This is a genomic window from Lichenicola sp. GTC18331, from assembly GCF_055386855.1.
In genome coordinates, this window is the sequence record NZ_AP045015.1 from 3093259 (window position 1) to 3113374 (window position 20116).

18 protein-coding genes are annotated in these 20116 nt (G+C 67.9%); 10 read left to right on the forward strand and 8 right to left on the reverse strand.

Going from position 1 to position 20116, the window contains the following annotated elements:
• Nucleotides 1-15 precede the first annotated feature (15 nt).
• Nucleotides 16-1782 carry a tetratricopeptide repeat protein gene (locus ACZ5BM_RS14150; RefSeq protein ID WP_498908749.1) on the forward strand — a complete coding sequence of 589 codons (1767 nt, stop codon included), beginning with the start codon at nt 16-18 and terminating at the stop codon, nt 1780-1782.
• 74 nt (nt 1783-1856) lie between these two features.
• Here the strand turns inward: ACZ5BM_RS14150 and ACZ5BM_RS14155 are convergent, their stop codons facing one another.
• Nucleotides 1857-2792, reverse strand: a complete 936-nt coding sequence (locus tag ACZ5BM_RS14155) for a LysR family transcriptional regulator (RefSeq protein ID WP_498908750.1) — start codon at nt 2790-2792, stop codon at nt 1857-1859.
• A 98-nt stretch (nt 2793-2890) separates the two neighbouring features.
• Between ACZ5BM_RS14155 and ACZ5BM_RS14160 the strand changes: the two genes are divergently transcribed.
• Complete coding sequence (locus ACZ5BM_RS14160) at nt 2891-3796, forward strand: MBL fold metallo-hydrolase (RefSeq protein WP_498908751.1); 906 nt, start codon at nt 2891-2893, stop codon at nt 3794-3796.
• Entirely contained in the window at nt 3793-4770 is a 978-nt protein-coding gene (locus ACZ5BM_RS14165; RefSeq protein WP_498908752.1) for an alpha/beta hydrolase, read from the forward strand. The genes ACZ5BM_RS14160 and ACZ5BM_RS14165 overlap by 4 nt, the downstream gene beginning before the upstream one ends.
• Here ACZ5BM_RS14165 and ACZ5BM_RS14170 read toward each other — a convergent pair.
• Both ACZ5BM_RS14170 and ACZ5BM_RS14175 read right to left on the reverse strand, forming a co-directional pair.
• Nucleotides 4751-5824 carry a glycosyltransferase gene (locus ACZ5BM_RS14170; RefSeq protein WP_498911652.1) on the reverse strand — a complete coding sequence of 358 codons (1074 nt, stop codon included), beginning with the start codon at nt 5822-5824 and terminating at the stop codon, nt 4751-4753. The two genes, ACZ5BM_RS14165 and ACZ5BM_RS14170, sit on opposite strands and share 20 nt — an antisense overlap.
• Nucleotides 5821-6819 carry a glycosyltransferase family protein gene (locus tag ACZ5BM_RS14175; RefSeq protein ID WP_498908753.1) on the reverse strand — a complete coding sequence of 333 codons (999 nt, stop codon included), beginning with the start codon at nt 6817-6819 and terminating at the stop codon, nt 5821-5823. Before ACZ5BM_RS14175 ends, ACZ5BM_RS14170 begins: the two co-directional genes overlap by 4 nt.
• Before the next feature lie 229 nt (nt 6820-7048).
• Here ACZ5BM_RS14175 and ACZ5BM_RS14180 point away from each other — a divergent pair, with 229 nt between their 5' ends.
• Nucleotides 7049-7240: a hypothetical protein gene (locus ACZ5BM_RS14180; protein WP_498908754.1), complete on the forward strand. Its 192-nt coding sequence runs from the start codon at nt 7049-7051 to the stop codon at nt 7238-7240.
• 13 nt (nt 7241-7253) lie between these two features.
• On the opposite strand, the gene bla is transcribed toward ACZ5BM_RS14180, so the two are convergent.
• Nucleotides 7254-8165 (reverse strand): class A beta-lactamase, encoded by a 912-nt coding sequence (gene bla, locus ACZ5BM_RS14185; RefSeq protein ID WP_498908755.1) that lies wholly within the window; start codon nt 8163-8165, stop codon nt 7254-7256.
• 192 nt (nt 8166-8357) lie between these two features.
• Between bla and ACZ5BM_RS14190 the strand changes: the two genes are divergently transcribed.
• Nucleotides 8358-9521: a glycosyltransferase gene (locus ACZ5BM_RS14190; protein ID WP_498908756.1), complete on the forward strand. Its 1164-nt coding sequence runs from the start codon at nt 8358-8360 to the stop codon at nt 9519-9521.
• A 2-nt stretch (nt 9522-9523) separates the two neighbouring features.
• Nucleotides 9524-10447 (forward strand): alpha/beta hydrolase, encoded by a 924-nt coding sequence (locus ACZ5BM_RS14195; protein ID WP_498908757.1) that lies wholly within the window; start codon nt 9524-9526, stop codon nt 10445-10447.
• A gap of 162 nt (nt 10448-10609) precedes the next feature.
• Here ACZ5BM_RS14195 and ACZ5BM_RS14200 read toward each other — a convergent pair whose 3' ends face one another.
• Together ACZ5BM_RS14200 and ACZ5BM_RS14205 are read right to left on the reverse strand one after the other, a co-directional pair.
• The gene (locus tag ACZ5BM_RS14200; protein WP_498908758.1) at nt 10610-11464 is read right to left on the reverse strand and encodes a glycosyltransferase family 2 protein; all 855 of its coding nucleotides are present in this window, start codon (nt 11462-11464) and stop codon (nt 10610-10612) included.
• Nucleotides 11465-11470: 6 nt separating this feature from the next.
• Nucleotides 11471-13543, reverse strand: a complete 2073-nt coding sequence (locus tag ACZ5BM_RS14205; RefSeq protein WP_498908759.1) for an HAD-IIB family hydrolase — start codon at nt 13541-13543, stop codon at nt 11471-11473.
• 59 nt (nt 13544-13602) lie between these two features.
• Between ACZ5BM_RS14205 and ACZ5BM_RS14210 the strand changes: the two genes are divergently transcribed.
• Together ACZ5BM_RS14210 and ACZ5BM_RS14215 are read left to right on the forward strand one after the other, a co-directional pair.
• Entirely contained in the window at nt 13603-14658 is a 1056-nt protein-coding gene (locus tag ACZ5BM_RS14210; protein ID WP_498908761.1) for a glycosyltransferase family 4 protein, read from the forward strand.
• On the forward strand, nt 14655-15884 hold the full coding sequence (locus ACZ5BM_RS14215; protein WP_498908763.1) for a glycosyltransferase family 4 protein: 1230 nt from the start codon (nt 14655-14657) through the stop codon (nt 15882-15884). Before ACZ5BM_RS14210 ends, ACZ5BM_RS14215 begins: the two co-directional genes overlap by 4 nt.
• Here the strand turns inward: ACZ5BM_RS14215 and ACZ5BM_RS14220 are convergent.
• Nucleotides 15794-16690 carry a glycosyltransferase family protein gene (locus ACZ5BM_RS14220; protein WP_498908764.1) on the reverse strand — a complete coding sequence of 299 codons (897 nt, stop codon included), beginning with the start codon at nt 16688-16690 and terminating at the stop codon, nt 15794-15796. The two genes, ACZ5BM_RS14215 and ACZ5BM_RS14220, sit on opposite strands and share 91 nt — an antisense overlap.
• A 311-nt stretch (nt 16691-17001) precedes the next feature.
• On the opposite strand from ACZ5BM_RS14220, the gene ACZ5BM_RS14225 reads away from it, so the two are divergent.
• Entirely contained in the window at nt 17002-17766 is a 765-nt protein-coding gene (locus ACZ5BM_RS14225; protein ID WP_498908765.1) for a hypothetical protein, read from the forward strand.
• A gap of 148 nt (nt 17767-17914) precedes the next feature.
• Here the strand turns inward: ACZ5BM_RS14225 and ACZ5BM_RS14230 are convergent, their stop codons facing one another.
• Nucleotides 17915-18985 (reverse strand): Rieske 2Fe-2S domain-containing protein, encoded by a 1071-nt coding sequence (locus ACZ5BM_RS14230; protein ID WP_498908766.1) that lies wholly within the window; start codon nt 18983-18985, stop codon nt 17915-17917.
• Between the two features lie 102 nt (nt 18986-19087).
• Between ACZ5BM_RS14230 and ACZ5BM_RS14235 the strand changes: the two genes are divergently transcribed.
• Nucleotides 19088-19990, forward strand: coding sequence for a LysR family transcriptional regulator (locus ACZ5BM_RS14235; RefSeq protein WP_498908767.1), 903 nt, complete (start codon nt 19088-19090; stop codon nt 19988-19990).
• Nucleotides 19991-20116 lie beyond the last annotated feature (126 nt).

The following is a 20116-nucleotide window of genomic DNA, read 5'->3' on the forward strand; positions in this document are numbered from 1 at the left end:
GGAGAATCGCCCCTCATGCAGAAATCCCGCCGTTTCCGGCCCGGCCGGGATGCGCATCCGCGTCCCGTGACGCCGGCCGCCGCCCTCGCGCCGTCTCCCGCCCTTTCGGCCGCCGCGGCGGCGGCGCTTGCGGTCGCCGGTGCCCCGACGCCCCTTCCTCCGGCGCCTGTTCCCCAGACGCCGCGCGGCCCGGAAGCGCGTCGGTCCGCCATGCGCGCCGGTTTCGACGCGCTGCATGCCGGGCGCTTCGCCGAGGCCCGCGACGCGCTGCTGCCGTTTCTCGACCGCGACGACGCCGAGATTAGCCTGTTGTGCGGCCTGGCCCTCGGCGCGTGCGGACAGGCCGACGATGCGGCGCCGCTTCTGAACGCGGTGGCGGACCAGCGTCCGCAGGCGATGCATCCCTGCCTCGATCTGCTGTCCCTGCTCCAGAAGCAGTTCCGCTCCGCCTCGGCGGAACCCGTCTTCCGCGCCTGCATCGCCCTGACCCCGGACAATCCCAGGCTGCGGCTCGCTTTCAGCCAGCTCCTCACCGACCTGCACCGGCTCGACGAGGCGATGGAGGAGGTGGAGCTGTGTCTGGCCGCGTTGCCGGATTTCGTCCCGGCGGTGAACCAGAAGGGCATCATCCGGGTGGCGCAGAACCGGCCGGAGGACGGGCTCGCTTTGTTCCGGCGCGTGGTGACGCTGGATCCTGACAACGCCGCCGCCTGGGCCAATATCGGCTGCGCGCTCACGGCGGAGAACGCGTTCGAGGAAGCGCTGTCGGCCTACAGACGCTCCATCCAGGGCAAGCCCAAGGACGCGCAGGTCCGTCTCAACCACTCGATCTCCCTGCTCAAGGCCGGCCGCATGGTGCAGGGCTGGCAGGAACACGAATGGCGGTTCCGGCTGCCCGGCCATACCCAGCTGCCGCTCGACCGCCTGCTGCCGACCCTGGACGCCGATGCCGATCTCAGCGGCAAGACCATCCTGCTGACCCATGAGGAAGGAATCGGCGATACGCTGATGTTCCTCCGCTACGTGCCGCTGCTGGCGCGTCTCGGCGCGCATGTGATCGCCTGGGTGCCGATGCCGCTGCTGCAGACGGTGGCGCGCGTCGAGGGCATCGCCGGCGTGCGCGTCACCGACGAGGTCGTGTTCGACTGCGATTACCACTGCCCGTTCATCTCCCTGCCGCGCGTGTTCGCGTTGCGGTCGGCCGATGCCTGGGGCGCGCCGGTGCCATATCTGCGCACCGATCCGGATCGCGTGGCGCAGGCGGCGCTGCATGTGCCGCCGAAGCGCCCGGGCGGCCCGTTGCGCGTCGGCCTCGTCTGGGGCGGCGCGCCGCGGACCGAGAACCTCGCCGCCAACGCCATCGACCGCCGCCGCAGCATCGGCCTCGCCGCCCTGGCGCCCCTTGCCGACGTGCCCGGTCTGGCGCTGGTCAGCCTCCAGCTCGGCCCCTACGCGGCGGAGCTCACCGATCCGCCGGGCGATCTGCGCATCTTCGATCCCACCGACTTCATCGCCAACCTGGACGACACGGCGAGCCTGATCTGCGCGCTGGATCTGGTGGTGAGCGTCGACACCTCCGTAATCCATCTGGCCGGCGGGCTGGGCCGGGCCGCGATCCTTCTCGATCGATACGACAATTGCTGGCGCTGGTTCTCGGGCCGCGCGGACAGCCCGTGGTATCCCGGTCTCGAGATCATCCGGCAGACCCGCCCTGGCGACTGGTCCGGCGTGGTGGAGCGTTTGTGCGCACGGCTGGCAATCCTCGCTGGCACGCCGCGCTGAAACGCGTCGCGCCGGCTCGCAGGACGGCACACGTCTCGCGTCCGTTCCCGACGCCAAATTGATGCGGCTCCATCCTAGACGGTCTGGTCCGCTCGTTCCGCCGCCCGGTAGAGCATCTCGCGCAACCAGCGATGACCGGCATCCTCCTGGCGACTGGGGTGCCAGAAGCAGGCCAGAAGCGAGGGAGGCAAGGCTAGAGGCGGCGCGAACAAGGTGATCCTGGCCGGAAAGCGTTTCAGCAGACGGGCGGGCAGGGTGCAGAGGCAGTCCGTCGCCGCGACGATCAGCGGCGCGATGCTGTAGTTCTGCACGGAGATCGCGACACGTCGCGTACGCCCCAGCTCCGACAGGGTGCGATCCACCACGCCCGAGAATCCGCCTTCTCCCGAAACCAGCACATGGTCGAGCGCGCAGTATCCGTCCAGATCGAGCGGCCCGTCGCCACGCGGATGGTCGCTTCGCTGCGCGCACAGGAACTCGGCCTGGCCCAGCATGCGCGTCATCAGCCCGGCTTCCGCGCCGGGCGGCGCCACCAGCAGATCGACGGCGCCGTTCTCCAGGCCGGCGCCGGTCGCGGAATCCGGCGCGACCACCGATAGGCGCACGGCGGGCGCTTCCGTCAGCAGAAGCGCGGCCAGTGCCGGTATCAGCGAGGCGGCCGGCTGTTCGCGCATCGCCAGCACGAAGACGCGGTCGCTGCTGGCCGGATCGAACGATGGCGGCGCCCGCAACATGCGCCGCAGCATGTCGAGCGTGCCGGACAGGCCGTCCTGCAAGGCCAGTGCGCGTGGCGTCGGCACCATGCCGCGCCCGCTGGCCGCCGTCACGAAGAGCGGATCGGCGAACAGCGCGCGCAGCCGGTTCAAGCGGGCCGAAAGGGCAGGCTGGCTGAGACCGAGGCGCTCCGCTGCATGGGTGACATTGCGTTCCTCGAGCAGGGCTTCCAGCGCCAGAAGCAAGGAAAGATCGGTGTCCTCGACCGTCGCTCTCGCTGCGTTGCGATGTTTCATCCGAACCCATCCATGCGGTGGATCGCTTCCATCCACGCCGTTGCCTCTCTCCCGCCGGGGAGAGCCGATTAGAACGAGCGCCGAAAGGAGCACGGCGCATGGAAACCACCAATCGGTCCCATCGTGTGGGACGGGCCGTCATCACTCGGATCGACGAACAGATCCTGCCGCCCGCGACACCGGACGGGTTCTTCGCCGAAGCCGGACCGCCGGACTGGGAACCGCATCTTGGCCACACCCCCCGGCTGGAGCGCAGCATCCATAGCTGGCTGGTGCGAACGCCCGATCGTATCGTGTTGATCGACACCGCAAGCGGCAACCACAAGCACCGCCCCTCCATCCCTGCGATGCACCGGCTGTCGACACCGTTCCTGGAGCGCCTGGCCGCGGCCGGGGTGTCGCCGGAGCAGGTGGACGCGGTGCTGCTGACGCATCTGCATGTCGATCACGTCGGCTGGAACACACAGATCTCGGACGGGTCGTGGCAGCCCATGTTTGTCAATGCCCGCTACGTGTTCTCGGCACGCGAGGCCGATTACGTGGCCGCGCTCGCACGCGGTGCGGACCCCGATCCATCGCGGATCGCGCCGGAACTCGGCCGCCGCGTGCGCACACCGACCACGGAGATGCTCTCCGACAGCATCGAGCCGATCATCGACGCCGGTCTGGCCGACCGGATCACGATCGGCGATGGGGACATCGTTCCGGGCTTCAGCTTCTTCCCGACACCCGGCCACAGCATCGACCACGCCTCCATCCGCATCCGCTCGGACGGAGAGGAAGCCTGGTTCAGCGGCGACCTGTTTCATCATCCGGTGCAGATCGCGGCACCTCGGCTCAACTCGACCTATTGCGAATTCCCCGAGGCTGCGCGCCGGTCGCGTCAGTGGATGCTGAACGAGGCGGCCCGAAGCGGTTCCCTGCTGTTCACAAGCCATTTCGCCGACACGTCGGTCGGCCGCGTCAGCCGGGATGGCGACGCCTTTCGCTGGAGCTTCGCATGAGCGATCCCGTCCTGAACGAAACGGTACTGATCCCGAGCGATACGCCCGGCATCCGGCTGTGCCTGCACCATAGATGGCGCCCCGGCGCGGCACCATTCGGCGCCGACCGCACGCTCGTCATGGTGCATGGGGCCACCTTCTCGTCCCGAAGCCTGTTCGACGTTCCAATCGACGGCGTGTCGCTGCTGGATCAACTGGCCGGGGCAGGGATCGACGTGTTCGCCCTCGACGTACGCGGCTATGGCGGCTCGGACCGGCCGCCGGAGATGGAACGGTCCGGAGAGGTCGGCGATCCGCTTTGCGGCACGGCCATCGGTATGCGCGATCTGGCAAGCGCCATGCGCTTCGTTCGTGAGCGCGCCGGGCTCGACCGCGTCGCCGTGCTGGGCATGTCCTGGGGCGGCACGGTGTCCGGTGCGTTCGCGGCGGCCGAACCCGAACACGTGTCCCGTCTGGTGCTGGTGGCGCCGCAATGGCTGCGCGACGGGCCGAGTCCGCTTGACCCCGGCGGTCCGATCGGGGCGTGGCGCCCGGTCGACGTGGCGGGTTTCGAGGTGCGATGGCTGCGTGCGGCGCCGCCGGAGCATCGCGATGCCCTTCTGCCGAAGGGCTGGTTCAGGCAATGGGCCGCCATCACCCTCGGCAGCGATCCGCACAGTCCCGTTTCCGGCGCCATACGCGCCGTGAACGGTCCCATCGCCGATCAGCGCGCTTACTGGAGCCGAGGCCGGCCCTTCTACGATCCCGCGTCGATCCGGGCGCCGGTGCTTCTGGTGCATGGAGAATGGGATCAGGACGTGACGGAGGCCTCCACCACAGCGTTCTTCGCCGCCCTCACCGGCACGGATCGTAAACGCAGGGTCGAGATCGGACGGGCCACGCACATGGTGCTGCTGGAACGCGAACGGCAGCAGGCCTTCGAGGCGATCGCGTCCTTTCTCGGCGGCACGCCGATCAGTGCGGCCCGGACATGACCGCCCGATACAGCGCTTCGTAGCCGTCCAGCATCGCCGCCATGCCGAACCGCGTTTCCACGCGCCGCCGCGCCGCCTGGCGCGACAGGGGCAGGGCGGCCCGGATCGCCGCCGCCAGCGCCGGCGTATCGCCGCAGGGCGCGAACCGCCCGCTTTCCGTGCCGACCACCTCGCGCACGGCGCCGCTGTCGAACGCGGCCACCGGCAGGCCGCAGCACATCGCCTCGATCGCCGCCAGGCCGAACGCTTCCGGCCAGCACGGCGTGAACACGAACACGCTCGCCCGGCCGAGCATCGTCGCCAGCGACGCCGCATCCAGGGCGCCGAGATAGGTCGTCCCGTTCCCGAGGCGCGGCAGGATCTCGGCGTCGAAATACGCGCGATCCTCGATCGGTCCGGCAAGACGGAGCGGGATGCCGGCCAGACGGGCGGCGTCGATCGCCAGATGCGGCGCCTTGTCAGGCAGAATGCGTCCGCTCCAGGCGGCGCTTCCGTCGCCGTCCGGCGCGAAGGGCCAGCGCGCGACCGCGATCCCGTTCGGCACCACCGAGGCGAAAGGCGAGACCCGGTCCGGCCACCAGCACCGCAACTGATGCGCCGACGCGGCCGACACGCGATGGTGCGTCGACATCGCCTCGCCGATGAACCCGTCCAGCCCGCCCAAAGGCGGCGTGTGCAGGGACGTCACCATCCGCCAGCCTCGTTCGCGCGCCGCGACCGGCAGGAAACGATGCAGGCTGTGGTTGTGCACGAGGTCGAAACCGCCCGAACCGATGCGGTCGCACGCGACGGCATAGGCCGCATCCACATGCGCCTTCAGGCCGGAATCGTCGACATGTTCCCGGCCGGGATGCGACCGCTCCACATGTACCGGCACGATCGGCACGAGGGAGAAGGCCGGATCGCTGTCGCCGGACGCGAACACGGTCACGTCGTGGCCGCGCGCGCGCAATGCCCGGGCGAGCTGCCAGTTATGCGCTTCCAGCCCGCCCGCGAAGGGTGGCCGGATCGGGTGACGCGCGTGTGCGACCAGCGCGATGCGCAGGGGCGTCAGGCTGGCAGACCGGGTTCGGCGGCATGGTCCTGCGCGGCCAGCAGCGCGATTGTCGTGGGCATGGCGAGATCGGCCGGCGTCGCGACCGCCTGCGCCGCACGCTCCTGCAGCGCGCGGATGACGGAGGCGGTGTTGCTGTAGGGCTGATGCCCGTGCTGTCGGGTCAGGGCCAGATCCTGCTCGGTCGGCTCGCGCAGGATCCGCAATCTTTGCTTCGGCGGATTGTCGATCAGCCCCATCTGCGCGAACGCGTCGAGCCAGTGTCCCATGGTGCGATAGCCCCATTTCCGCTCGAACAGTTCGGCGTTGCGCACGACGCTTTCGAGATGGTGCACCGGCGGCATGTGGTGCGGATGATACTGGTGATAGCTCCTGGCGCCGCGCAGCCAGGCGATCGGTATGCCGGTCTGGTCGAGCGTCTTGCCGAAATCGGTGTCCTCGCCGCCATAGCCGACATAGCGCTCGTCGAACCCGCCGGTCGCCAGGAACGTCTCGCGGCGAATGGCGAAGGTCAGAGACCAGAAGCAGCGGTAATCCTCGCAGATCCGCAGGCGCTGGCCAGGCGGCCCCTGCCGGTCGGAATGTTTCTCGGCCACGGTGGCGAAGCGCTCGAAATCGATCGGGCCGCGGCTGGTCGTCTCGTCAAGATACAGCACCTCGCCCATCAGCAGCCCATCGAGCTCGGCCAGACCGTCGCGATACTCCGCGACCAGGGCGGGCGAAGGGATGCAATCGATGTCGAGAAACACCAGAGCCTCGCCGACCGCCTCCCGCGCGACGCGGTTCCGCGCCGCGGCCAAGGGCAGCGCCGTGCCCGGCACCAGGACCTGCCGCACCGGAAACGGCATCTCGGGCAGGTCGGCGAACGGTTCCGGCTGCATCACGGCGATGATCATCTCCGCCGGCAGCACGGTCTGCAGCGCCAGACCCTGCATCACCTTCCGCAGATGGTCGCCGCGCCCACGGGCGAGAGTCAGAACAGAAACATCACCCATGGAGCCATTCCTTCGACGCGCGCGCTCCGAACGGAGCCGTTCCGGTCCAACGCGGGGAGGGGGGATTCTTTCCCGCGGCGGCCGATCCGACGAGGAGTCTTGCCGGACAAATCGCGACGAACCGCCTGCGCTTCGGCGACAGCGTTATAACGGCGCTAATCGCCGATTTATTCATACTTGCTTAAGGCTTCCGACTGTATGGCTGGCGAGCACGATCGGAGGTGAGACGATGCTGAAACAGAAACACGTCGTTGCCGATGGCACGACGATGATGCTGCGGAACGAGCTGGGCGATGTCGTCGCCCGGTACGACAGGGTCGTGGATCAATCGATGTGCGCGTTCCTAGACCGCATGATCGCCGCCGGCGAATACACCGGGGAAACCGTCCGGCTTCCCTCCGCCGAACGGCACGCGGCCTGAGCGATCCGGGCCGTCAAACCAGCCTGCTCGCCGCCTCCCGCCCGATCGCGGCGAATAGCGGCGCAAACAGATCCGGCGTCGGCCTGCCGCCCCGGGTATAGGCCGCGATCAGGATCGGCCCTCCGCCGTTCGGCGGCCAGGCGACCAGAACGTCGGCCGCGGCATCGGCGCCGTTGTTGCCCGTCTTGTCTCCGGCGACCCAGTCGTGCGGCAGCCCGCTTCGGAGCCGCTCCCGCCCGGTGACGCAGGCCACCAGCCAATCGCGCAGCATCGTTCGCGAAGGAGGCGCCAGCACATCGCCTGCAACCAGACGGCCCATGGTCGTGGCCATGGCGCGCGGTGTGGTGGTGTTGGCGATCCCGCCCGGCGGGGTCCGGTTCACCATCGGCTCGCCGTCGTCCAGCCGGCTGACGTCGTCGCCGAGCCCGCGCCAGAACCGCGTCACGGCGACAGGACCGCCGCTCCGCGCCAGCAGCAGATTGGCGCAGCTATTGTCGCTCTGCTCCACCGCCGCCCGGCACATCTCGCCTACCGTCATCTCGCCCACCGCATTCTTGCTGCGGGCGAGGGTCGCGCGCGCCACCGGGGCATACCAGTCCGGCACATCCGCCTTCGTGAACCGGATCGCCGCGTCCAGCCGTTCCGTGCCCCGGTCGACATTGCGAAGCACCAGCGCGCCCAGCGAGAACTTGAACGTGCTGCACAGCACGAAGCGGTCGTCCGCGCGCCATCCGATCTGCCGTCCCGTCGCCAGATTCGTCGCCCAGAACCCGACATGGCCGCCGCTGCGGCGCTCGTACTCCCGGATCGCATCGATCGTCTGCGCACGGGCGGACGTCGAGACGGCCAGACCCATCCCAGCCAGACCCATCCCGGCCAGCATCATGTCCCGCCGCGTCGGCATCCTCGCTGTGTCGCGCGTCATCGCGTCGTCTCCCCATTCCGGTTCCGATCGTCCCCTGCCGGACCGGCTCGGCCGCGCCAGCAGAGCGGCGTTGCCCCCTGCGTGCAAGCCGCGCGAAACGGGGCGCGGCCGGGGACGGCGATGGGCGACCTGACGACGCCCCGCTCGCATCGTGCTAGGGAAAGCGCGCTGGCGACGGGGAGGATGGGCGGCATGGCACATGACGGGGCGTTGTTCGGTGCCCAGCCCGGCAGCCTGCGGCCGATCTCGTTTTTCGTGCATCACCAGGGTCGCGGCCACGCCAACCGCACCATGGCGATCGTCCGGCGTCTGCGCGCCGATCGCCGCGTCACCGTCATGACCGCCAAACCGTCCTTGTTCGACGGGTTCGAGCGTCCGATCGAGCTCGTCGAGCTGCCGAACATGATCGGCGCCGCCGTGCCGAGCCAGGCCCTGTTCGAGCAATCCACGCCCGAAATCATGCATTGCGTGCCGCTCGGCGTGTGGGAAACCCGGCGCACCATGCGGCGCATCCTCGACCATCTCGACGATGTCGACCCGGCCCTGTTCGTGATCGACGTGTCGGCCGAGATCGCCCTGCTGTCGCGCATCGCCTCCGTCCCGGCTGTGAAGATCCGCATGCATGGTGACCGGCTCGATCCCGGCCATCTCGGCGCCTATCAGGCCTGCGTCGGCCTGCTGGCCCCGTTCGACGAGAGCATCGAACAGTCCGACTATCCCGGCTGGGCGCGCCGCAAGACCTGCTACACCGGCGGCCTCTGCACCACGGTCGATGCGGTGCCGACGCGCGAGGAGGCCCGCGCCCGTCTCGGCATCGACCCGGATCGCGAAATGGTGCTGGTGCTGACCGGCCATGGCGGCGCCGGCACGCCTTACGCCCCGCTCACCATGGCCGCCCGTGCGGTGCCGGATGCGCTCTGGATGGTGGTGGGTCCGGTGCATCGCGAAGGCCATGAAACCGATTTCGGCAATCTGGTCGAAAAGGGCTGGGTGTCCGACGTCACCGCCCATATCGCCGCCGCCGACGTGGTGATCGCTTCCGCGGGCGACAACACGGTGCACGAGATCGCCCGCGTCGGCCGCCCATTCGTGTGCGCGCCGGAATGGCGCTATTTCGGCGAACAAACCCGCAAGGCCGAACGACTGGCCGAGACCGGCGCCGCCGTCGCCCTGATGCAATGGCCCGGCGCGTTGGAACCCTGGCGCGCGCTGCTCGACAGCGCCAAGGCGCTCGATCCCGCCCATCTGCGCCGCCTCTACGATCCGAACGCCGCCGCCTCCGCCGCCGCCTATCTGGAGGGGCTCGCCGACTCGCTCTGGCGCGACAAGCGAACCGCCACGGTGCCGGCCGTTTGATCATGCGTTCGCTGCCTCGTCCGCGCGTCGCCGCGACCGGCCTCGTTCTGGCTGCCGTCCTGCCGCCTTGTGTGGTGGCGCTCCGTCAGGCGGCGCGCGCCTTGTTCTTCCGCTTCCGCAAGCAGGTCGGCCCGCCGCCCGCGCGCCTCGACGGGGCGGAGACCATCTCGTTCACCGCGACGGACGGCATCCGCCTGTCCGGGTGGTGGCTGCAGGGAAAATCCACGGAACACGGCACGGTGGTTCTGGTTCACGGCATCGGCGCCAATCGTTTGTCGCAGGTGCGACGCGCGCAAACCCTGCATCGCGACGGCTTTTCCGTGCTCCTGTTCGACCTCCGCGCGCATGGCGACAGCCAGGGCGCGCATATCGGATTCGGCCTCACCGAATCGCGCGACGTCGATGCCGCTCTCGGCTTCGCGCGCCGGCGCAATCAGGGCGGGCGGCTGGGCGTGATCGCGATCTCTCTCGGCGGGGCCGCGACTCTTCTCGGCGCCGAGCCGCCTCGCATGGAGGCGCTGGTGCTGGAATCGGTGTTCCCCGACATCCGCCCGGCCATCGACACGCGCATCGCCGCCACCTTGCGCCCCTGGCTCGGCGACACCCTGGCGCATCGCTGCGCCCCGTTCCTCGGCCGTATCTTCGAGCGCCTGCTGCCGATCCTGATCGGCGTGAATCATCGCGCCCTCCGCCCCGCACGGCAGATCGGCAAGCTCGACATGCCGGTGCTGATCGCCGCCGGCACCATCGACCCCTTCACCACCACCGCCGACACCCAGGCTTTGTTCGAATGTGCGAACGAGCCCAAATCGTTGTGGTGGGCGGACGGCGCCGAACACGCCGACCTGGAACGCTTCGATCCGGAAGCGTACTGGAACACCGTGCTGCCGTTCCTGCATCGGCATCTTCGTGGAGAGTTAGTGTAGTCAAGCAAGGAGGGTCTTCTTCTTCTGAAGAAAAAGAAGCAAAAAGACTTTATCCGTCTAAGTGGTGAGCGTCGGTTTGGCACGGTGTCAAACGACCAGAAGTTCTTTGGTTCTTTCTTTCAAGAAAGAACACCTCTTCCGTCGGTCCCCACATAGCACCCTTCAGCTGAACCGCACATGCCCCGGCGCTAACGCCGCTTCCCGTTCCGCCCTGCTCGGCGGCCGCAACACCGTCAGGGCATCGTCGGTCCAGTCCACAAGCCCCATCTCGCGAAACTGGCCCAGCCAATATTCCATGCACCAGCGGCCCCAGAGACCGTGGAACAGGATCGCGTTGCGAATGATATGGTCGAAATGCTGCAGGGGCGGGATATGCACCGGATGATGCTGGTGCCACGCGCGCGCATCCGCCACCCAGTGCACGGGCGTGCCGAGCCGCGCCAGGCGTGCCGCGAAATCGGTCTCCTCCGCGCCGTAACCGCAGTAGCGCTCGTCCATTCCGCCGGCTTGCCGCCAGAGCGAAGCGGGTAGGGCGAACGACAAACCCCAGAGCGCACCGTGATCCGGTTCCGCCCGAACCTCCCCCGCTTGCAGATCCGGTCGCGCCGGGTGGCGCGCGGCGATCGCATCCAGATGCGCGGGCGAACGATCCGCATCGGCGCCGCCGGCCGGCAGGTAATGCACATCGCCGAGAAGCAATCCGTCCCGCTGCTGCGACGCGGACACGAACGCGGCAACCAATCCCGGCGCGGGAATGCAGTCCACATCGAGAAAGATGAGCAACCCGTCTCCGGCCGCTTCCGCAGCCCGGTTGCGCGCCGCCGCCAGAGGCATCGGTTCGCCCGGAACCTGGACCAGCGAGACCGGGAACGGCGTCGGCGGCAGAACCGGCGCATCCGCCTGCATGAACGCGATCACGAGACGATCCGGCGGAACATCCTGTCGCCACAGACCCTCGACCAGACGATCGAGCTGCACGGCGCGACCGCGCACCAGGGTCAGGACGGAAACTGGCATTCCCAATCAGCGCGCCGCGCGCAGGGCATGGAAGTGCTCGACGCCTTCCATCACGCCACGCGCAAACCGCCTGCGTGCGATATAGGAATGGCTTAGATCGGGAAGATCCCCGAGTCCGTCGGCATGGTTGGCGACCAGAACCGCCTGCGGCGCCGAGCGCAGCATCTCGACATCGTTCGCGCTGTCGCCCGCCACCACCACATCGTCCCTTCCGAGCCCGAGGAACTGGCTGACATGGCTGATCGCGGCCGCCTTAGACACACCCAGCGGCAGAATATCCAGGTAGAGCTTGTGACTTTGGATCACCGAGCAGGCATGCCCGGCTTCCGCAAGAAGATCGCGCACGCGATGCAGCGTCTCCACGCTGCCGTCGGTGAAGTAGCTCAGCTTGCGCGGGCGTTGTTCCAGAACCGGTTGCGGCTCAAGACCGCCCCTTTCCGCCAGGAGCGCAGACACCCCTTCAAGGTCCCAGCCCTGCGAAATCCGTTTCTCCCAGTCCGTGTCGCGATGATAGGTCGCCCGGTTCGGATCGAGCCAGTAGATCTCCGACCCCGTCGACGCGATCAGAATATCCGGAAAGGTTGCTTCCGATTGTCCGAGGATCGCCAGCGCGGAATGGAACGATCGTCCGGTCGCCAGCGCGAACACCAGATGCGGCTGCTGCGCATGCCACGCGACGAACGACCGCACGCTGTCGCGGCAGCCGATCAGCGTCCCGTCGATATCGCTCACAAGCAGAAGCCGGTCATCGCATCGGTGTGCTGGCTTCCGCATCGCCGAACCGCAAAGCCGTTCCGCGAACCGGGCGTAGCGCGACACGTGACGCGTCCAGTCGTAACCGCGCGCCGCATCGAGGCCGTTCGCGGATAGCGTTTCCCACCCCTCCGGATCGACGACGATCCGCAGCACCGCGGCGGCGATCTCGTCCGGACGACGCGGGTCGACCAGGAACCCGTTGCACGCATCGCCGACGATATCGGTCGCGCCGCCGCTGTTGGTCGCCACCACCGGCAGACCGGCGGCCGCCGCCTCCACCAGCGTCAGGCCGAACGGCTCGTTCAGCGCCGGATTCACGAACACGCCGCGACGCGCCGCCGCATAGGCATAGAACCCGGCGATATCGGCGGGATCATGATGTTTCGGATAGGCGACGCTGCCATACAGATCGTAGCGGTCGATCAGCTCCAGCAATTCGCTGACGTTGCCGCCGATCTCCGGCTCCAGCGCGTCGATCCGCTCCCGATTGCCGGCGACGATCACCAGATTGGCACGCGCGCGCAGGGCCGGCGTGCTGCCGTAAGCATGCACCAATGCGCTCAGATTCTTGCGCGTCACCGGCCGCGCGATCGCGAGGATCACCGGCAGGTTGGGCCGCCTCAGGAACCGCTCGATCGACTCCCGCACCCGCTCCGGCACACGCCCGTCGCGGAAACTCTCCAGATCGCTCCCCGGCGGAATGATCCTGATCCGCCCCGGCTCGTAGCTCTCGTAGCCGGCGAACTGCTGTTCCGCCTCGTCGCGGGACGACGCGACGATCCCGTCCGCCGCTGCGATCGCTTCCTCCTCGATGGCGATGCGCGTCTCGATCCCGGACAACTGCGCGCTGCCCGCCGGCAAAAGATCCCGTTTCACCCGCCCCAGGGAATGCGCGGTAAACAGAAACGGAATGCCCAGAACGTCCCGTATCCGCGCCGCCACCAGCCCCGCATCCGCATAATGCGCGTGGATCAGATCCGGCAGGCGGTCCTGCGCACGCAGATGCGCGAGCAGCGCCGCAACGAAACTCTCGTGCTCCCGCCAAAGATCTTCCTTGCGAAGATAGGATGGATCGTTTGTCGCCAGGCGAACGATCCGGCAGCGTTCGTCGACCTGTTCGATCCCGGACGCATAGCAGTGATCGAACCCGCCGCCGGTGAAGGCGCGCGTCGCGATCTCGATCCGGTCAATCCGCGGATGGCGCGCGGATTCGGCGACAAGTTCCAGAAGATAGCGGATATGTCCGCCGGTATCGGCCGTCAGTCCGTATTCGACCTCCGTGGCACGGAGACAGCCTTGCAGGGCCACATGCAGGATAAACATCGCGGCCCTTCTTCTCCCGTCCGGTGGAAACCCCGCCCGGCCGCTTTCGTTCCCGTTCCATGACGAAATCGGCCCTTCGAATTGCCCAGCTTGCGCCGGTCATCGTTCCAACGCCACCCGAAACGGCAGGGGGCACCGAGCGTGTCGTGTTCGACCTCGCCGAAGCGCTGGTCGCGGCCGGGCACGACGTCACCCTGATCGCCCCATCCGACAGCCGCACGAGCGCCCGTCTGCTGTCCGGTTACCCGAGCCTGGTCGAGCTGCAACGCCGGCACGGCGCAGTCGCCCCCGGCGTGCCAGCGATGCTCGAAGCGGTGCAGCTCGATCTGCTGCGACAGCATCTGCACGCGTTCGACATCGTCCATTGCCACGGCGAATTCGCCCACGCAGCCCTGCTCGGCGGCGACGCCGTACCCCACCTCACCACCGTGCACTGGCGCCTCGACGAGCTCGACAGGCAGCTCTTCTTCCGCTGGTTCGACCGGCTCCCCGTCGCCGCGATCTCCGCCGCGCAGGCGGCCTCGCTTCCCGGCGGCAACCTTGCCGGGATCGTCCATCATGGTATCCCCACCGATCGCTACAAACCGGGTCCCGGCGGCGGCCCGCTCGCCTTCATCGGCCGTATGACCGACCAGAAACGTCCCGACCGTGCCATACGCATCGCCCGCGCGGCCGGCGCCGGGCTGCTGCTCGCAGGCGGTATCGATGTCGGCAATCCACTCTATTTTCAGCGGGAGGTCGAACCGCTTCTCTGCGGCGCCATCGCCCATCTCGGCGAGATCGACGACCGCGCCAAGCAGGATCTGCTCGGCAACGCTGCCGCCCTGCTGTTCCCGATCGACTGGCCGGAACCGTTCGGCCTGGTGATGATCGAGGCCATGGCCTGCGGCACGCCGGTGATCGCCTGGCGCAACGGCAGCGCACCGGAGATCGTCGAGCATGGCGTCACAGGCTTCGTGGTCGACAACGAAGACGAGGCCGTGCGCGCCATACATCGCCTGCACGAGCTTGATCGCGCCCGCATACGCGCCGTATTCGAAGCCCGCTTCACCGCCGACCGAATGGCCCGCGACTACGAGGCGCTGTATCGCCGCCTGATCGGCGACGCCCGATGAGGACCGCTCTGCTGTGCTGGTCCTTTCCTCCGGCACGCAACGGGCTCGCCAACGCCGCCGCCGAGATCGCCGGCGCACTCACCGAGAACGGTGACGACGTCACTGTCATCGCCCTGGATCGCACCGGCCGCGCGACGCGGGACGGCGTCGCCGTCGTCGGCTGCGCGCCCGGACCGTTGCTGCGCCGCCTGCGCCGGTTCGCCGGCATCGGCCATCTGGTGCCGCCGTTCTGCTTCTGGCGCGCGGTGCGCAGGCTGAACCGGGAAACGCCGCTCTCCGTGGTGGAGGCCACCAACTGGTATGCCCCGGGCCTCTTCGTCGCCCTGTTCGGCCCGGTCCCGCTGGTCACGCGCAACTCCACCCCCGCCTCCATCACCGGCACGGGCGCGCGTTCCCTGCGCGACCGCCTCGACCATCGCGCCGCCGTTTTCCTGGAAGCCCTTGCCGCACGCCGCTCCGCAGCCCTGATCTCCAACACGGCCCCGCACGGCGCCGCGATCGCGGAACGCTATCGGGTGACCCCGCCCGGTCCGGGCCACGCCGTGATCGGTCTCAGCTTGCCGCACACCGTTCGTGCGGCTGGGCTGGACGCCGCCTATCCGCCGCACGGCGACGGGCCGCTCCGCATCCTGTTCGTCGGGCGCGCGGAACCGCGCAAGGGCTTCTCCGAACTGCTCGACGCCGCCGCCATCATCGCCGACGAGGCCGAACGCGGCGAGGGGCCGGAGTTCCGGCTGCAGATGGTCGGGATCGACGCGCTTCCCGGCCGACCCGACGCCCTGCTGTCCCGCGTCGAATGGCTGCGCGATCTTTCAGAGCCCGAGCTGCACGCCCGTCTCGCCGCGGCGCATCTGGTCGCGGCACCGTCGCGCTACGAAAGCTTCGGCCTCGTCTACCAGGAAGCGATGGCGTTCGGCCGTCCGATCCTGGCCTGTGCGAAAGACGCCAGCGCACGCCGCTTCGTCGGCGACACGGAGGCGGGCCTTCTGGCCGAACGCTGCGACGGCGATGCCATCGCTTCGGTACTGCGCCGCATGCTCCACGACCCCGCCCTGCGCGACAGGCTGCACCGCAACAGTCGCGCCGCCGCCGGCCTGTTCACACGCGAAACCCTGTCCACAGAAACGCTGGCGCTCTACCGCACCGCCATCGCCAGGGGATCGAACGGCGACAACAGCGCCGCCTCGTCCGAAACCCGTCCGGCCCCTTCGCGCATCGCCTCGTAAAGCCGGGACCGCGCCACCACACGCTCCCGTGTCAGCCTGTGCTCGATCGTCCCCGCCAGCCCCAGAGAGGTTTCCCCGAACGGCACCACGGGCCGTTCATGCACGACGCCATCGAACCGTATGTCCGCCCGGTTCAACCGATACTGGATGTCGGGAAACAGCGCGGAACGCATTCCGTCCACCAGGTTGATCCGGGGCAGGCCGACCGAGCGCACCCCGTCGCGATCGGCCGCGCGCACCATCCAGCCCAGACAGGCCAGCAAATCCGCCGTCGGACGCTCGTCCGTGTCGAGTTGCAATACCCAGCTTTCCGCGCCGAACCGATCCTGCGCCATCTCCTGCACATGGTTGCGCTGCCCTGCGAAATCCCCCGCCAAGGGGCGCATCGCGACGGCCGCCCCGTCCAGCCCGGGCGGTGCCGCCCCGGCGCCATCCAGAACGACGACCGCCTGCGCGAACCCGGCCTCCGCTCTCATCACCTCGACCGGCGGTCCATCGTCCGCACGCCCGATCACGCCCAGAACCACCGAGTGCGGAACCGGCTTCTCCCGTCGCCAACCCCCGTCGCGCCAGCTCCGCCCCAATCTCCAGGCAGCGTTGCGTAACGCCACCGACGACAGATGCCACCCATCGCCGGACAGCGCATCCCGTCCGGCCCGGTCGAGTGCCGCGTCGATCTGTTCCGGCACGGCGTCCGCCATCGCGCCGCACGACACTTCCAGCTCGCAATGCGTGCAGGCCAGAACGGGAAAACGATCGTGCCAGCCGGCATTGCGGCAGATCGGACAGCGGGCGATCTCGGGCAAACGCGAACCTCGATGGGGTGAAGACGGAAAGAATCTTCTTTTTCTGAAGAAAAAGAAGCAAAAAGACTTCTGTCCGTTTGAATGGGAGTTCCTGATCCGCGCCAGGCCAAACGGATAAAAGTTCTTTGGTTCTTTCTTCCAAGAAAGAACACTCTTTCTCCCGATCACCGGCGCAGAACAAGAAGCGGGACGGGCACAATGCCCTTCCGGTGTCAGCGCCGGAACCTCCGCTTCGTTGCGATAAGCGACTGGCCGTTTCGGCGGTTTTTCGATAGGCTGCTTCCAGCCACGCGCCCGGAGACACGCGCCAGATGACCGTATTGGACTGGCGCCTGCCCATGCCCGGCCTTCGGACCCTGATTCGTGGTCAGGAACCGATCCGGCACATCCAGGTCTACGGCATGCGCTGTTCCGGCACGCACGCGATCATCAAGCTGATCGAAGCCAATCTCGGACGCGATGCCTTCACCGAAAGCTACGGCTTTAAGCACTGGTGTGTGCCGACGCAGATCCTGTTCCGGCCAGAGGTGCTGGTTCTGGTGATCGCGCGCGATCCGACGATCTGGCTGCGCAGCCTGCACAAGCAGCCCTGGCACGTTCACGAATCCCTGCGCGCGCTGTCGTTCGCCGAGTTCATCCGCACGCCCTGGCACAGCGTCTGGGACGACCAGTTCTGGGGCGTGGACGAGACCCACCCGATGTTCGGCACAGAGATGATGCACGAACGCGATCTCGAGACCGGAGAGCGCTTCCCCGACCCCGTCACCATGCGCACGCGCACGCTCGGCCATTGGGCCGGGCTGCACCGGCGCGCGCATAATCTCGCTCTGCTGGACTACGAAGCGGTTCGAACCCGGCCGCAGGCGGTGATCGAGGCCCTGTCTGCCGCCACGGGATTGCCGGGCGCGCCCGGCGGCTTCCAGCCGCTCGACACCTACAAGGGCCACGGCATCAAGCCGTTCGTGCCCGCCGCCTATCCGTCCCTGTCGGACGAGGATCGCGCCTATGTCCAGGCGCGTCTCGATCCCGAACTGGAATCTCTGTTCGGGATGGCGAAGGAAGCCGTCCCGGCCTAAGGGCAGATGGATGGGAAGGATGTTCTTTCTTGAAAGAAAGAACCAAAGAACTTTTGTCCGTTTGGTTCGGTGCCGGGTGGTTGCTCCGACCTAAACGGATAGAAGTCTTTTTGCTTCTTTTTCTTCAGAAAAAGAAGAATATTACTTCCTACGCAATGAAGAACCGCGAATACCCCTGCGACCGCAGCCCCTTTCGATAGGCGATCGATGACCGGTCCGCTGGAATATGCACCTCCAGCGCCGGATCGAGCGGGAGGCATTCCGGCTTTTGCGCCTCCACGATCGCTTTGTCCTCCTCGAACACGCGGCGATTGAAATCGTACACGTCCTGCACCGGCCGGTCGGTGTCGAAATTGCGGGCGATCGGCGCGAACAAGCGCGTCGTGCGCGCCGAGACCGGCGACGCCGCATTCATGATCACCAGACGCGCCTCGCCGGGAAAATGGATCTCCAGCGTCGCGGTGAACGGCAGATGCACGCGGAAATGCCGCAGCCATTCGAACCCTTCCGAGCCGCGCTGATCTGCGCCGATCGGGTAGTTGCCGACATTGGAGCGGTATTCGACCTCGAACCCCTTTTCCGTCATCGACGGCATGTAGTCCGGCACCACCGTGTTGCTGGCGTCGCCGAAGGTCGCGGTGTGCACGAAGCCGAAATGCGCGACGTCGAGGAATCCCTCCATCTGCCGCCCGGCGAAGCCGAAGATGTCGATCCAGGGGCAGGTGATCTGCTGGAATTGCGGCTCGTCCCAGTGCGGCATATCGGGAATCTCCGCGCTGGCCGCGTCGCCGCCGGCCAGACAGGTCCAGATCAGCCCGTAGCGTTCCACCGCCGGATAGGTGCGCAGGTTCAAGCGTTGCGGGATCGTCCGTTGCGGGCTGGCGGGCACATGCACGCAGCGCCCTTCCGCCCCGAAGCGCAGGCCGTGATAGGCGCAGGCGATGGTCTCGCCGTCGCCGCTGCCCATCGACAACGGCACGCCGCGATGCGGACACAGATCGTCCGCCACCACCAGCTTGTCGCCGGCCCGATACAGCACCAGAGGCGCATCCAGCAGCACGGCGTTGACCGGCTTGCCGGTCACCTCGCGTGAAAGCGCGACCGGGAACCAGCAGCGCGACAGGCGCGCCCAGTCGCCGGGCTCGAAGGTGCAGTTGCGCGGGAGCACAGGGTCCGCAGGTGGTGCTGCGACGACGGGGCGCTCGAGGGTCTCGGACATGAACAGCTCCCGTTCGGATCGGATGTCGCCATTGGAGGGAAGACCGCTGCGCGAATCCATCGCTATAATCAGGCATCCGCGTTCGAAAAATAAGAGAGCCCTTTGCCCGTCTTCGCCCGCTTCCTGCCCTACTTCCTGGCCGTCGCCCGTCACGGCTCCATCCGGCGCGCCTCGGAAGAGCTGCGCATAGCCGCATCGGCGATCGACCGGCAGATCCAGCTCGCCGAGGAGGTCTTCCGGGTCGTCCTGTTCGAACGCACCCCGGCCGGCATGCGGCTCACGGCAGCGGGCGAGCTGCTACTGCATCAGGCGCGCGGCTGGACCGGCGATCTCGCCGCCCTCACGACGCAGTTCGACGACATGCGCGGCCTGCGCCGCGGCACGGTGCGGCTGGCGGTGATCGACGCTCTGGCCAAGGGCGCGCTGGTCGATCTGACCGCACGCCTACTCGGCGCCCATCCCAAACTTACCGTTTCGCTCACGGTGCTGGACAACAAGGACGTGGCCGGAGCCGTCATCTCGGGTGATGCCGAACTGGGCCTGATGCTGGGTCCGCGCCCGTCGCGCGACCTCACCATCCAGCCGCTGCGCGACTTCCCGCTCGGCTTCGTGCTGCCGACCGACCATCCCTTGGCCGGCCAGGACACGCTGCCGGCCAGCGCGGGTGCCGAGGAACGCGTGATCGCCCCCGCGGCACCGCTCGCTCTGCACGAGCAGATGGCCGCGATCGAGGCGGTGGCCGGCTTCGCATTCGACCGCGTCGCCGCCGCCGACAGCATCCAGATGATCAAGTCGCTGATCCGTGCCGGTGCCGGAATTGGCATTCTCTGCGCGCTCGACGTGGCGGACGAGGTCGCCCGCGGCGAACTCGCCTTCGTGCCGATCCGCACGCGCGGTATCCCGCCACTGACGCTGGCCTTGATCACCAGCCGAACCCGCCAGATCGCCGGCCCCGCCCGTCTGATGATGCGCCAGATCGAGGAGGGCTTCGGTACGGAACCCTGAGCGTTCGTCGCGTCGTGGCCGGGTGAAAGCTGAACGGGAACTGGACCCATCGTGGGTGAACCGAGCGTTGGCCGAACTCCACCGAACAATGTCCTAGAAAGTAATGCGATAACGCATTATATTCGA

What these genes read in the sequence shown, in the direction of transcription:
- ACZ5BM_RS14150 (WP_498908749.1), top strand. Translation starts at nt 16, where the DNA reads ATGCAGAAATCCCGCCGTTTCCGGCCCGGCCGGGATGCGCATCCGCGT.
- ACZ5BM_RS14155 (WP_498908750.1), bottom strand. Translation starts at nt 2,792, where the DNA reads ATGAAACATCGCAACGCAGCGAGAGCGACGGTCGAGGACACCGATCTT.
- ACZ5BM_RS14160 (WP_498908751.1), top strand. Translation starts at nt 2,891, where the DNA reads ATGGAAACCACCAATCGGTCCCATCGTGTGGGACGGGCCGTCATCACT.
- ACZ5BM_RS14165 (WP_498908752.1), top strand. Translation starts at nt 3,793, where the DNA reads ATGAGCGATCCCGTCCTGAACGAAACGGTACTGATCCCGAGCGATACG.
- ACZ5BM_RS14175 (WP_498908753.1), bottom strand. Translation starts at nt 6,819, where the DNA reads ATGGGTGATGTTTCTGTTCTGACTCTCGCCCGTGGGCGCGGCGACCAT.
- ACZ5BM_RS14180 (WP_498908754.1), top strand. Translation starts at nt 7,049, where the DNA reads ATGCTGAAACAGAAACACGTCGTTGCCGATGGCACGACGATGATGCTG.
- bla (WP_498908755.1), bottom strand. Translation starts at nt 8,165, where the DNA reads ATGACGCGCGACACAGCGAGGATGCCGACGCGGCGGGACATGATGCTG.
- ACZ5BM_RS14190 (WP_498908756.1), top strand. Translation starts at nt 8,358, where the DNA reads ATGGCACATGACGGGGCGTTGTTCGGTGCCCAGCCCGGCAGCCTGCGG.
- ACZ5BM_RS14195 (WP_498908757.1), top strand. Translation starts at nt 9,524, where the DNA reads ATGCGTTCGCTGCCTCGTCCGCGCGTCGCCGCGACCGGCCTCGTTCTG.
- ACZ5BM_RS14200 (WP_498908758.1), bottom strand. Translation starts at nt 11,464, where the DNA reads ATGCCAGTTTCCGTCCTGACCCTGGTGCGCGGTCGCGCCGTGCAGCTC.
- ACZ5BM_RS14205 (WP_498908759.1), bottom strand. Translation starts at nt 13,543, where the DNA reads ATGTTTATCCTGCATGTGGCCCTGCAAGGCTGTCTCCGTGCCACGGAG.
- ACZ5BM_RS14210 (WP_498908761.1), top strand. Translation starts at nt 13,603, where the DNA reads ATGACGAAATCGGCCCTTCGAATTGCCCAGCTTGCGCCGGTCATCGTT.
- ACZ5BM_RS14215 (WP_498908763.1), top strand. Translation starts at nt 14,655, where the DNA reads ATGAGGACCGCTCTGCTGTGCTGGTCCTTTCCTCCGGCACGCAACGGG.
- ACZ5BM_RS14225 (WP_498908765.1), top strand. Translation starts at nt 17,002, where the DNA reads ATGACCGTATTGGACTGGCGCCTGCCCATGCCCGGCCTTCGGACCCTG.
- ACZ5BM_RS14230 (WP_498908766.1), bottom strand. Translation starts at nt 18,985, where the DNA reads ATGTCCGAGACCCTCGAGCGCCCCGTCGTCGCAGCACCACCTGCGGAC.